Consider the following 12,651-nt stretch of genomic DNA (forward strand, 5'->3'; position numbering starts at 1 on the left):
TCAGCATCGTATTTTTGTCATAAACGAATTTTTTATTCAATCATCATGGCATCGCCGAAGGAGAAAAAGCGGTATTTTTCTCTCACAGCCTCTTCATAAGCTGCCATAATATGCTCTTTTCCAGCCAGTGCTGATACCAGCATCACCAGTGTGGACTCCGGCAGATGGAAATTGGTGATCAGTCCGTCGATCATCTTGAAGCGGTAACCCGGATAGATAAAGATCTCGGTCCAGCCGCTTCCGGCTTTTAAAATGCCGTCCTCACCGGTTGCCGACTCCAGAGTACGGCAGCTCGTTGTTCCGACTGCGATCACACGGCCGCCTGCTGCTTTCGTATCGTTGATCAGTTTTGCCTGATCTTCTTCTACCACATAGAACTCAGAGTGCATGTGATGCTGGGTGACATCCTCCACTTTCACCGGACGGAAGGTGCCAAGGCCGACATGCAGGGTTACATGGGCGATCTTTACACCGGCATCCTGTACCTGCTGCAGAAGCTCTTTTGTAAAGTGCAGTCCTGCGGTCGGAGCGGCTGCGCTTCCCTCGTGTTTCGCGTATACCGTCTGATAGCGGTTCTTGTCCTGCAGTTTGTGTGTGATATACGGCGGCAGCGGCATTTCACCAAGCTGATCCAGAATTTCTTCAAAAATGCCTTCATAGTGGAACTGGATCAGGCGGTTTCCTTCATCCACGATATCGACTACTTCGCCTGTCAGAATTCCGTCTCCAAAGGATATTACGGTTCCGACCTTGCATTTTTTGCCCGGTTTTACCAGCGTTTCCCAGATGTCATTTTCTTTTCTCTTTAAAAGAAGAATCTCAATTGCCGCATCCGTTCCGACCTTGGAACCATAAAGACGCGCCGGAATTACCTTCGTATCATTGATAACCAGACAGTCGCCTGGTTTCAGATACTGCAGAATATCACGAAAATGACCATGCTTATATTCACCTGTCGTTTTATCCAGATGCATCAGGCGGGAAGCGCTGCGGTCTTCCAATGGATCCTGTGCAATCAGTTCTTTTGGCAGATCATAATAAAAATCTGATGTTTTCATTTGTTTCCTCCATTCTATGGCAGCCGGCATGATTCGCCGGATTTGCTCTGTTCATTCAACTTTTTTTGCCCAACGGATCCATTATAGCATTTTCCGTACTTTCTGACAAGGAATTCTCTCGAATCCCAATCATCTCCTGTGTGGTCTACTCGATCACTGCCCGGCTTCCTACACCATCCCGGCTTCGATTTTTCGTCACAATGATTTTTTTCTCAATCCGCTCTTTTAACTTGGGCACATGAGAAATAATTCCGACCAGACAGTTTCCATCCGCCAGACCTTCCAGTGCTTTCACCGCCTGATTCAGGGACTCTTCATCGAGAGAACCAAAACCTTCGTCCACAAACATGGAATCTAACCGGATTCCTCCTGCATACGACTGAATTTCATCTGACAGGCCAAGTGCCAGCGAAAGCGATGCCTGAAACGATTCGCCGCCGGAGAGCGTGCGGACACTCCGCTCCGTTCCGTTATAATGGTCAATCACATTCAGTTCCAATCCGGCTTTTTCTTTCTTATTCGTGCCGTCTTCCTGCCGTTTCAGCTCATACTGTCCCTGGCTCATCGTCAGGAAACGCACATTGGCTTTTCGCAGAATCCGGTCAAAATACGCCATCTGCACATACGTTTCCAGTTCAATCTTTTGCTTTCCGCTCACATTTCCACATGCGGTATCCGCAAGCGCATTGACCCATTTGTACTCTTCTTCCACGGTCTGCATCTGACTTTGCTGATTCCGAATGGCATCATATGTGTTCTGATTCGTATTTGCCGCGTGATACTGCTCGTTATAACGCTGATCCAGAACCTGTTTCTGTTCGGAAAGTCCCCTTAAATCTTCCTGTAATTCTATTTCTGACGGGAGTGGCTGTTCCTGTGAATCCGCTGTTTCTAACGCCTGAATCGCCGTAAGCGCCGCCTGTACTTCCGTCAGTTTTTTCTGTATGGCATCCAGTTCCTCTTTTGCTGTTTTCTGTGCTTCTTCCAGCCGTTCTTTCTGTGCTTCCCAGGCTGCAATATGTTCCAGAAGTTCTGTTTCTTCTTTTCCCGCAAGCTGCGCCTCTTTTTCCCGGATCTTTTCCAGCAGTGCTTTTCTTTCAGCCTTTTGTTCCGTTTCCCGCAGCTCTTTTTTGCGAATTTCCTGTTCTCTTTGCTCCGTTTTCTGTGTTTCTTCCTGGATTTCCTGTCGGATCTTTTTCAGTTCCTCCTGTTCTGCAAGAATACATTGTTTCTGTTCTGTCAGTTCTTTTCGCTTTTGTTTCAGCCAGTGCTGTTCCCATACAGACCGAATCCACAGCTCTCTTTCCGCATCTGCAAGTTTTTCTGCGATTTCCGATCCCGTAAATTCATTTATCTGTTTTTTCACCGTTTCTGCACTTACCAGATCCTTCAGCTGCTCCTTCCCATCTCCAGGCCTGCCTTCGGATTTCGCTCCTGTTTTCTGCTGATCCTGTTCTGCCCAGATCGCTCTCTGCTCTTCCAGATTTTCCAGCAGTTTCTCTTCTTGTTCCTTCCATCTCTTCCGATCGCTTTGCAGTACTTCAAGACGGCTCCGCACCTTCTGCAGCCGCTCATGATCCTCTTTCCGCTCAGCTTCCGCTTTTTTCTGCCGTGCGATACATTCTGCACGGCGGCTCACCTTTGCCCGCGTGGCAGCAATCTCTCCCTCACACTGTTTCTGTCTGTTTTTCCGGAAGGAAATCACCTGGCAATCTGATCAGCCAGGGAGTTTCTGTCCTCGCTCTCCCCCGGACCCTTTCTTTGCGCAGGATTCTTTTTCTCCATAAAAGCAGTCGTTTTTTGTGCCTCCGCAATTTCTTTTTCCAACTGTTCTTCCAGTGCTCTTTTGGTTCCTTCTGCCCGGCCAAGCTGTGTCTGTTCCGCTGCAATGGTCTTTTTTATGCTTTCCAGTCTTTTCTGCCGTTCTGTCTGTCTTTTTTCCAGTTCCGCATATTCCATCTGACGTACTTTCTGTGTTTCTTCTTCCTTCCGAAGCTGCTCTGCCTTCTCGACCGCTTCCTGTTGAAATAAAACATCCGGCATCTGTGAAAGTCGCTTCTGTTCGTGTTCTTTCTGACTCTCGGGCAGTTCTCTTAACAGCCATTCCGTTAGCTGTGCACGTTTTTCCTTTACCTGTCTGCGGCAGCTGCCCGCAGCCTCGCTTTGTCCCGCAGCTGCTTCCTCCTGCATCCGAAGTTCTTCTTTCTTGTGATCCAGCGTTTCTTTATCTGGCGTATGTTCTGCTCGTCTGGCAGGCTGCGGATGATGAATAGCGCCGCAGACCGGGCATGGTTCTCCCTCTGTCAGTTTTTCTGCCAGAATTCCCGCCTGTGCATCCAGAAATAAAGATTCCATCGCCTGATATGTTTCCCGTAAAGCATCTCTCTTTTTGATTTCACGCTGGTATGCACCTTGCTTTTCTTCCAGTTCTTTGCGTCCCTGCTCCCAGCTTTCCAGCAGATTTTCCAGCGTTTCCAGCTTCTGGTGGTATTTTTCCTGCAGCAGCGCGGCTCCGTCTCTTTCGGCCAGATGTTCTGCCGTTGTCGCGATATCCGCCTGTAAGTTCTCTTCTTCCTTTCGCAGTTGTGTCACCTGCGCGGCAATCTGCGTCCTTTCAGCCGTCGTTCTCTCCAGCTGTTTTTTCGTTTCTTCTAAAGTGTGGATTTTCTGTTCCAGATTTTTCTTTTCATCCAGCAGTTTTTCGCAGACCTGATCCTGCCCGGCCAGCCTTTCTGCCTCTTCGGCTGCCCTGGCCGCTGTCTCCTCTGTTTCTTTTATTTTTTTACAAAGAACGCTTTCCTCTTCTTTGTTTGCCGTTTCCTCTTTGACTGCGCCTGCAATTGTCTCGCAGTATGCTTCCATCTGCTGTATCTGCTCTGCGGCATACGCTTCTTTTTGTTCCGTCCGTGCAAGTTTCACCTCCGCATCAGAGAGACGTTCTTCCCGTGCTTTCTTCTGTTCCAGGACTTTTTTTGCACGCTCCTGCTCTGTCTGAAGCTGTTCTTTTGCTTCTGTTGCTGCCTGCAGTTCCTTTTGCAGCTGTGTCATTGCACTTTGCTCCTGCTGCACTTTTCGCAGCAGTTCCAGACACACTTTTTCTTCCCGAATCTGCTCTTCCAACTGCTTACAAATCTCTGCCTCTTTCTCTGCCTGCTCACTTCTCTTTTTCTTTTCTTCTTCCTTCGGAAGCAGAGTCTCCCATTCTTTTTCTTTCTGCTCTTTCTCTTTTTGTCTCGTCTGTCGCTCTTTTATTTTTCCCAAAAGCTGGTTTTTCTTTTCGATCTCTTCATTTAGCGTACTCTGCTCGTCTTGCAACGCCTTTAATTTCTCATCGTCCCATTCGATGCAGCGTGCAAGCAGTTCCATACCGCGCATAACCTGGCCGTCGAATTTATTTTTCTTCAGCCGGTCAAACTCTGTTTTCCATTCTGCCTCTTCCGGGCAGACAACATTTTCCAGATACTGGCTGATGCTGCGTTTCTTTTCATCGTATATTTTCCAGCGCTCCTTTGCTGCTTCCCGCAGGCGCTTCTGCAGCTCCTGATAAATCTCTGTGTGAAACATTTTCCGGAAAATTTCACTCCGATCCGCTGTTCCTGTCAGCAGAAGCTTCTGGAAATCTCCCTGCGCAATCATCGCAATCTGTCGGAACTGACGCTGATCCAGCCCGAGAAGTTCTGTCACTTTCTTTGTCACTTCCGAAGTTTTCGTAACCGGCTGCCGCTCATCCGGAAAAATCAGTTCTGCATTCGCTTTCTCCATCGTCATGCCCTGTCCGCGGTCCTTCGGGCGCAGATATTCCGGGTTTCTCTTTACCGTATAGTCCTTTCCCTGATACGTAAACGTAAGCTCTACGAAGGTACGCACCTCCGGTTTTGCATACTTACTGCGGAACATTTCGCCTTTCCGAATTTCACCGCTCGCTTCCCCGTAAAGCGCAAACGTGATGGCATCAAAAATCGTTGTTTTTCCAGCGCCGGTGTCCCCCGTAATCAGATACAGACCGCCGCCCAGCCGGTCAAAATCAAGTTCTATCCGGTCCGCATACGGTCCGAATGCACTGATGACTAATTTCTTTGGTTTCATGCCTTCATCCCCCGTAACAATTCTTCCACCAGCGCTTTCTGCTGTGCGGTCATGCTCTGATTATTCTGTAATTCATAAAATTCCCGGAACAGTTCCAGTTCTGATTTTTCCTCCACTCGTTCCGCCGTGCCAATGTCTGCAGCAGACCGGGTTCTTTTGTTATCGTACTCCAGGCGCATCAGGTTCGGATAGATCGTTCGGAGTTTTGCCATTCCATCCGGCACATCTTCTTCATCCGTCAACGTCACCAGAAGGTAATCCTCGCAGTCGCTGTTCTTATAAAATGTTTTTGCCGTGACTTCCAGATACGTCCCCCGGATTTTCCTGAGATCGTGCAAGGGCTTTAATGGAATTGTTCTAAGCTCCACCGTTCCTTTTTCTTTTAATTCGATCACCGTAATCGATTTTTCCTGTCCTGCTTCCGAAAAAGAATATTTCAGCGGCGAACCGCAATAGCGAACCGTATCTCTTTCCACCTTCTGTGGGCTGTGGATGTGCCCCAGTGCAGCATAATCAAACTTTTCAAACAATTCTGCCGGAATCTGATCCAAGTCGCCAACCTGCAGTTCTTCTGCATCACATCGTTTTGCCCCGGTTACGAACTGGTGGGCCAGAATCACATTTCGATCCTGTTCATCAACCAGATCCTGTTCCAGTGCAATCCGAACTGCATCCGCTGTACACATTACTTCTTCCGCACGCTCCGGCAGGGCATGGCGCACCACCGCAGGCCGTAAAAACGGAAGCAGATGAATCCACACCGTGCCATACGCATCCTGCAGCGGAATTTTCTCTATCGTTCCATTGTATACCTTTGAAAAATAGATCCCGCTTTTTCCCATCAGGCTGGATCCAAATGCCAGACGCTCGGCGGAATCATGGTTTCCACTGATAATAAAAGTGGGAATCCGATTGGTGGAAAGCTCTGTCAGAAACGCGTCAAAAACCTGAACCGCTTCTGCACTTGGAATCGTACTGTCGTAAATATCTCCGGAAAGCAGTACGCCATCTGGTCTCTCTCTTTTTGCAGCATGCAGAATCTGCGACAAAATGTACTTCTGATCCTCGATCATCGAAAATTCATTGACTCGCTTTCCGATGTGGAGATCGGATAAGTGGAATAATTTCATAAGCGCCTCCCTGTCATTTTCCATGGTATTGTAATCTGCCGGGCCCGCCACTGGCAGCCCCCTCCGAACGTAAAACAACAAAAGCCCCTGCTTTCGCAGGAGCTCTCTCTTTCGTAGCGAGAGGGGGATTCGAACCCTCGACACCGCGGGTATGAACCGCGTGCTCTAGCCAACTGAGCTATCTCGCCATACTATATTTTTAGAAGTATGGGGCCTACAGGGCTCGAACCTGTGACCCTCTGCTTGTAAGGCAGATGCTCTCCCAGCTGAGCTAAGACCCCATATCTGTTTTCTAGCAGTTCTTACGTCCTGCTGACAATATGTATATTAGCACGTTTTGTTCTGTTTGTCAACGATATTTTTTGAAATTTTTCAAATTTTTTCTTTTGTTTCTACAATACCAGCGATTTCATGTCCTTCCGGCATACGCTGTCTTTAACTATCCATTCTTCTAACAGATCTTTCAGGGCATTTGCACTGACCGGTGCATAAGCACTTGGCTTTACCACCGCAGTATTTCCTGCCGCAATGGCATCTACCAGCGGTTCTAACGTCAGCAGAACAGGGTAATTCCACGGGCTCATAATCAGCACATTGCCATAAGGAGAAGGGCTTTGATAACTTTTTGCAGCGAACTGCGCCAGCGGTGTTCTGACATGTTTTGGTCTGCAAAGCCGCCCTAAGTGCTGCTTCATCCAGCGGATTTCCCCCTGCACCAGTCCAATCTCACACATCACACTCTCCGTCTTGCTCTTTCCAAGATCCGTATGCAGCGCTTTGCAGAGGATCTGCTCCTGTTTTTGCAAGGCCATTTCCAATCTGCTCAAAGCCTCCATCCGCACATACAAACGCCCATTTAATGCGGTACGAACCGAAACAATACGATCCGCATTTACAATCGTTGTCTTTGATGCACGCTTCATACATTTTCTTGTTATTTTCTCTTCCAGCTGATACAGTCTGCTTTTAATTTCATAAAACTCATTTGACGTATAAGCAAACACCTTGTTTTCCACTGCCTAGAAATATAAAATATCTTCTGTTCTTATGGAAACACATTCTTTCTTTTCTGTGTATCCCCGGATAGATTCCCCTTTGCTTCTTACATACTCTTTTATTTCTGCAAATTCTTTCGTAAAATTTACATATTCGAGTATAACGCCCTCTTTTTCCGGGTCATCGATCTCTCTTTCTGCAATATTCATAACTGTCTCTTTTCTCATTTTTTATTCATTCTATAGTCGAAGGATATATTTACTTCCCATCTTTCTCCGGAAGAGCTGTCATGCACAAAAAAATAATTCCAAATACCACAACACATCCCACCATAAGCATCACCATCTGATTTACACTTACTACAGACCCCTGGAACTTCGGGTTACAATCCAGTGTATCACGAATCGCAGTAATCATTTCTTCTGGCAGCTGATTGTTCTCCATCTCTTCGAAGATTCCACGGAGCATATGATTTTTCAGCAGGGAAGTTCCGTAGGTACTTGGCAGATACGACAGTACTTTCTGCAGGCCGCTGCCGAAATTTGAAATCGGCATGTAAGCTCCGCATAAAAATCCATACCCGGCACTTACGATCGTTCCCACTGCGGATAACTGACCCTGGGTTGTCAGTGGAAAACTGACGATGCTTGACAACGTGCTTCCAAAGAGTACCAGTAAAATTTCATCGAGAAGAACCCAGAGTACATCTACAGCGCTCATATACCAGCCCATTTTGTACATATAGCCAAAGCATAATACAAGCGCAAGCCCATTCACCAGCAGGGAATTGACTACAGTAGATAAAAAATACCCAAGATAAAGCTGTGCTTTGCTGATTGGCGATACATTAAAATCTTTCCTTGTTCCGTTTGCCCGGTCCTGTACCATCGTAAGATTCACGCAGAATGTCACAGTCACACAGCTGACTGCCAGAAGAGCCGCGGCAAGCTGTGCGGCCACCGTTCCATCGATCAGTTTGTCTGAGATTGTAATCATGTCCGGGATCGCGGACACAAAGGAATCTCTGTATACGTTTGCCAGAAATGTAGCATACAGCAAAATCAGAATTCCCGGAGTAATTAAAGCCGAAAAAAACATTCCTCTGTCTTTAAAAAACAATTTTCTGTTTCGACTTATAAGTGCAAATACTGCCTTCATCTGTGCTCACCTCCCAATGTTTTTCCGGTTACAGCAAGAAATACATCATCCATTCTGCCCTTTACCACTTCATAATCACGGAATATTTCCTGATGTTCCACGATCAGCCGGGTAGCCTCTGCGGTATTTTTTACTTTTAACTGATAGCCATCCCGGATCTTTTTATACTCTCTGCCCAGTGTTTTGATTTCTTCTTCTGTCACACCATAAACAGACATAGTGTCCTGCACATACTCATTTTTCAGCTCAAAAGGAGTTTCTTCTGCCACGATGCTTCCTTTATCCAGAATCACCACATAACCGGCATTTGCAGCTTCTTCCATGTAGTGCGTAGTCAGAAAAACTGTCAGCTTTTCTTCCACTCGAAGTTTTTCAATGATATCCCAGATCAAAAGCCGCGTCTGTGGGTCAAGTCCTGTCGTTGGTTCATCTAAAATCAGAAGTTCGGGCCGATGCAGCAAGGCTCTTGCAATATCAATTCTTCTTCTCTGTCCGCCGGACAGTTTTCCGACCGGCCGGTTCAGATAATCTCCGAAATCAAAAATCTCCACCAGTTCCCGCAATCTTTTTTCAAACGCTTTTCCTGTTATTCCATAAAGCGCTGCTCTGTTTTTCAGATTTTCCCTGACGGTAAGTGGCTTGTCCAGCACACTGTCCTGAAATACCACGCCAAGCATTGTTCCAACTTTCCTTCCGATCTTATCCAGATCTGTGCCCTGGATCTGAACCGTTCCGCTGTCTTTGCGAAGCTGCCCGCAGATGATCGAAATCGTTGTGCTCTTCCCTGCCCCGTTTACACCAAGGAATGCAAAGAGCTCTCCTTTTTTCACCTGAAAACTCAGATCATTGACTGCTTTTACATCACCAAAGCTTTTCTTTAAATGAGTGATTTTAATCATATCTGTTTCCATTACGCCTGCCCTCTCCTTTGATTTCTTTGCTGTTCCACATAAAAAATATCAGACAATTTCAATTGATACAAAACGTGATTTTTATATCCACATACCGATGTTTGTCCAAATACAGCTTCCCGAACATTCTGCACCCAGGATGCTTCCCTGTTGTGGCAATATACCATAACATGTTCTTCCTGCTTTGGATCAATCTGTTCCACCTCACATGTCATCCATCTCACCCCCAGTTATTCCTATTTCTTTTATATATGATTTTACAGCATTCGTCCAGTCTGCATGATGTAAAATGCAGAAATTCGCGGGTAAGATGCCAATTTCTGTTGTCTGCTCGTCTGGCGCATAGGAATTCATAAAAATAAGTGGAAAGCCATGTCAATGGACATGCAACTTTCCACTTATTCATTTTCATAAATTTTTTAATCACTTGAAACTCCACGTCATGAATTCCCGCTTATCTTAATACTTCATCTTTGATCTGTTGTCCTTCCATCTTTTCAACATTCCTCTTCTCAAAATGAGTTATGAATACGAAATCCTAAAATAGTCTAAATATTCCTTATACCGATCCTGCGCTGTCAGACAGGTATCCATCAGATAACCTTTTTCATTGTTCCATTCTTTCAGACCACGATAATAAAACATCTTCAGATCCTCTTCGATCATGAACGGAACGATATTGTACTTCAGGCATTCCTTGAACATAAGCAATCGGCCTACACATAATTTCTTCTCATCTTCAACAACTAATAATCTCAATTTATTTTTCTCCATTTTCTTAACAGGAATTTTACGCCCTCTATTGTATAATGCAAACATCGAAAGGTCAATAAACGGACTTTGAACATTGAAAGGAGTATTTTAATGAAATCTGAACAAGCAACACAGATTCTTTTACTTGCAGCCGGTCTGGTGTTTTTCCTTGTCGGGATCTTCCGCGGAGAAGCAGCGGTTGTTCTTAGCAAGGCAATAAAATTATGTATGGAGTGTGTAGGAATTGGATAAGAAAATGAAATCAAACAAAAACTTTCTGGCCCGCTTCCGCGGATGGATTCAGGCAGTTGCTACACTGCTGACCAACATTCACATCCCGAATCTGTTTAAAGGGAAAATTTATCAGGGAAATGTAAAAACGATGTGCGTCCCGGGACTAAACTGTTACTCTTGTCCTGCCGCCACAGGTGCCTGTCCGATTGGAGCTTTTCAAGCCGTGGTCGGTTCTTCAAAATTCAAATTTACCTACTACATCACCGGATTTTTCATCCTGTTAGGTGTTCTGTTAGGGCGGTTTATCTGTGGATTCCTCTGTCCGTTTGGATGGTTCCAGGATCTGCTGCATAAGATTCCGGGCAAGAAACTTTCCACCGCAAAACTGAAGCCTCTGCGGTATCTGAAATATGTGATTCTGGTCGTCTTTGTTATACTACTTCCGGCATTTGTAACCAATTCACTTGGTATGGGAGATCCTTTCTTCTGCAAATACATTTGCCCACAGGGCGTACTTGAAGGCGCAATTCCGCTGGCACTTGCCAACTCAGGAATCCGTGCCACACTCGGACATTTATTTACATTTAAGTTCACAATCCTTGCGCTTTTCATCATCCTGAGCATCTTGTTTTACCGTCCATTTTGTAAATGGATCTGCCCGCTGGGTGCTATTTACTCACTGTTTAACAAGGTATCTTTTCTTAAGATTCAGGTTGATCATGAGAAATGTGTTGGCTGCCAGAAATGTAGTCGTGTCTGTAAGATGGATGTCAATGTAGTAGACACACCAAACCATCCGGAGTGTATCCGATGCGGAGAATGTATGAAAGCCTGTCCGACTGATGCAATCTGCTATCATTACGGATTTTCAACTAAGAAACAGGCTGAAAATAAAAACTAATAAAACGTAATTTAAAGGAGATTTAAAATCATGAAAAACAAAACACTTAGAACAAACTCAATGAAATTAAAAACGGTAATTGCTGCATCCCTTGCCATTTCTGTACTTTTTGCGTTTACAGGCTGCGGAAATTCCTCCTCAACAGACAATACAAACACAAAACAGGAATCTTCTTCCACAACAGAAACGGGCAGCGCAGACGAGCTGAACGAAAAACGGAATGACCTTTACCAGCAGGAAAACCAGCTTTTTGTTGATCACAAAGATGCATGGGACAAAGCCTTTGGTCTTATGAACAAGAACGCTGCCGGTGATGCCATGAGCGAAAACTATGCTGATTCCCTCGCAAGCACAGTGGAATCTAACAAAGACTCTTTCTCTGAAGAAGAATATGAAACTCTGTGCAAAGACATCGAGACAATCCGCGGAATTGAAGAAGAAATTGCCAAGCTTGAGAAGGAGATTGCTGCATCCGATTCCTCTGACAGCTCTTCCTCCAAATCAGACGAATCCACAGCTGTATTCAAAGGTTTCAAAGGAAAAGATCTGGATGGAAACGATGTAGATGACAGTCTTTTCGCTAAAAATAAAGTTACCGTTGTAAATTTCTGGTTCAGTGGATGCAAGCCATGTGTCGGAGAGCTCTCTAAGCTGAATGAATTAAATGAGAAACTCAAAGAAATGGGTGGCGAAGTTGTTGGTATCAACATGGATACTTTAGACAACAATGAAGCCGGAATCAAAGAGGCAAAAGAAATCCTGAAAGCTCAGGGCGCTTCCTACAAGAACCTGACTTTCGATTCTAATTCAACAGTTGGAAACTATGCTGGAAAAGGAAACATCATGGCATTTCCTACAACCGTTCTTGTAGATAAAGACGGAAATATCGTTGGGGAACCTTTCATGGGTGGCATTGACGATCAGTCAAACTACGATCAGCTGATGAAGCAGATTCAGTCCGTACTGGACCAGAAATAATTACATAAATATCCTAGTTAGGGGGCAGTTACTGTTTGCAGTAACTGCCCCCTAACATCATTGAGAATTTCACTGCACTGCTCAATGCTCCTGAAATCAGTTCTGACTTACTTCCGGCAAAACGGGAACCTGTTTCAGTCACAAGAGATAAATAAGATTGCACTGAACATCTCAATTATTCTCTTCCAAATCTTCCCAAGGTTTCAGACCCATTTCCTCCCAGGTGACACCATACGGTGCATCTCCGGAGGTGTAACCGGCAATAAAGAAAAATCTGTCATCTTGCAAGATTTCTTCTTTAGCCAGATTATCACTTGTTTCTTTTTTCCGTCTTGCTCGCCTCTGCTGCTTCTTTTGTATCGCAACAGCTGCTTTTTCTTCTGGAGTTTTCTTATGTTTTTTTGCCATAAGTGTTTCCAGTGTAATTCCATTCTGAATGTCTCTCA

General features: G+C 45.3%; 12 protein-coding genes, 2 tRNA genes and 2 pseudogenes. 3 read left to right on the plus strand and 13 right to left on the minus strand.

What is annotated here, in order from left to right:
• Positions 1-32: 32 nt before the first annotated feature.
• The 12 genes and pseudogenes from queA to DXA55_RS01125 form a co-directional block, all read right to left on the minus strand.
• The gene (gene queA / locus DXA55_RS01070) at positions 33-1,058 is read right to left on the minus strand and encodes a tRNA preQ1(34) S-adenosylmethionine ribosyltransferase-isomerase QueA (RefSeq protein WP_022461410.1); all 1,026 of its coding nucleotides are present in this window, start codon (positions 1,056-1,058) and stop codon (positions 33-35) included.
• Between the two features lie 145 nt (positions 1,059-1,203).
• A pseudogene (locus DXA55_RS19470) lies at positions 1,204-1,806 on the minus strand (SbcC/MukB-like Walker B domain-containing protein); the annotation flags it as partial.
• 953 nt (positions 1,807-2,759) lie between these two features.
• Positions 2,760-5,144, minus strand: coding sequence for an AAA family ATPase (locus tag DXA55_RS01080; protein WP_117812819.1), 2,385 nt, complete (start codon positions 5,142-5,144; stop codon positions 2,760-2,762).
• Complete coding sequence (locus tag DXA55_RS01085) at positions 5,141-6,325, minus strand: exonuclease SbcCD subunit D (protein WP_330415021.1); 1,185 nt, start codon at positions 6,323-6,325, stop codon at positions 5,141-5,143. The genes DXA55_RS01080 and DXA55_RS01085 overlap by 4 nt, the downstream gene beginning before the upstream one ends.
• A gap of 63 nt (positions 6,326-6,388) precedes the next feature.
• Positions 6,389-6,462: transfer RNA gene (locus DXA55_RS01090), tRNA-Met, on the minus strand.
• Positions 6,463-6,482: 20 nt separating this feature from the next.
• Positions 6,483-6,555, minus strand: a tRNA-Val gene (locus DXA55_RS01095).
• Between the two features lie 111 nt (positions 6,556-6,666).
• On the minus strand, positions 6,667-7,278 hold the full coding sequence (locus DXA55_RS01100; protein WP_158565006.1) for an aldehyde dehydrogenase family protein: 612 nt from the start codon (positions 7,276-7,278) through the stop codon (positions 6,667-6,669).
• Between the two features lie 15 nt (positions 7,279-7,293).
• Positions 7,294-7,497: a hypothetical protein gene (locus tag DXA55_RS01105; protein ID WP_117812821.1), complete on the minus strand. Its 204-nt coding sequence runs from the start codon at positions 7,495-7,497 to the stop codon at positions 7,294-7,296.
• Positions 7,498-7,528: 31 nt separating this feature from the next.
• A complete protein-coding gene (locus tag DXA55_RS01110) occupies positions 7,529-8,428 on the minus strand; it encodes an ABC transporter permease (protein WP_117812822.1) in 900 nt (299 codons plus the stop codon).
• A complete protein-coding gene (locus DXA55_RS01115; protein ID WP_117812823.1) occupies positions 8,425-9,339 on the minus strand; it encodes an ABC transporter ATP-binding protein in 915 nt (304 codons plus the stop codon). Before DXA55_RS01115 ends, DXA55_RS01110 begins: the two co-directional genes overlap by 4 nt.
• Complete coding sequence (locus DXA55_RS01120) at positions 9,339-9,542, minus strand: hypothetical protein (RefSeq protein ID WP_147326118.1); 204 nt, start codon at positions 9,540-9,542, stop codon at positions 9,339-9,341. Before DXA55_RS01120 ends, DXA55_RS01115 begins: the two co-directional genes overlap by 1 nt.
• A 319-nt stretch (positions 9,543-9,861) precedes the next feature.
• Positions 9,862-10,059: pseudogene (locus DXA55_RS01125) on the minus strand (cell filamentation protein Fic); the annotation flags it as partial.
• 144 nt (positions 10,060-10,203) lie between these two features.
• Here DXA55_RS01125 and DXA55_RS01130 point away from each other — a divergent pair.
• Genes DXA55_RS01130 through DXA55_RS01140 form a run of 3 tightly spaced genes read left to right on the plus strand, consistent with a single transcriptional unit; the run spans position 10,204 to position 12,205 of the window.
• Positions 10,204-10,344, plus strand: a complete 141-nt coding sequence (locus DXA55_RS01130) for a CD1871A family CXXC motif-containing protein (RefSeq protein ID WP_117812825.1) — start codon at positions 10,204-10,206, stop codon at positions 10,342-10,344.
• Positions 10,337-11,227, plus strand: a complete 891-nt coding sequence (locus DXA55_RS01135; RefSeq protein ID WP_117812826.1) for a 4Fe-4S binding protein — start codon at positions 10,337-10,339, stop codon at positions 11,225-11,227. Before DXA55_RS01130 ends, DXA55_RS01135 begins: the two co-directional genes overlap by 8 nt.
• A 30-nt stretch (positions 11,228-11,257) precedes the next feature.
• Positions 11,258-12,205 carry a TlpA disulfide reductase family protein gene (locus DXA55_RS01140; protein ID WP_055228227.1) on the plus strand — a complete coding sequence of 316 codons (948 nt, stop codon included), beginning with the start codon at positions 11,258-11,260 and terminating at the stop codon, positions 12,203-12,205.
• Between the two features lie 171 nt (positions 12,206-12,376).
• Here DXA55_RS01140 and DXA55_RS01145 read toward each other — a convergent pair whose 3' ends face one another.
• On the minus strand, positions 12,377-12,613 hold the full coding sequence (locus DXA55_RS01145) for a hypothetical protein (RefSeq protein WP_117812827.1): 237 nt from the start codon (positions 12,611-12,613) through the stop codon (positions 12,377-12,379).
• Positions 12,614-12,651: the final 38 nt, after the last annotated feature.

The sequence above is a fragment of the Blautia sp. OF03-13 genome (assembly GCF_003460685.1).
Taxonomy (GTDB): Bacteria; Bacillota; Clostridia; order Lachnospirales; family Lachnospiraceae; genus Fusicatenibacter; species Fusicatenibacter saccharivorans.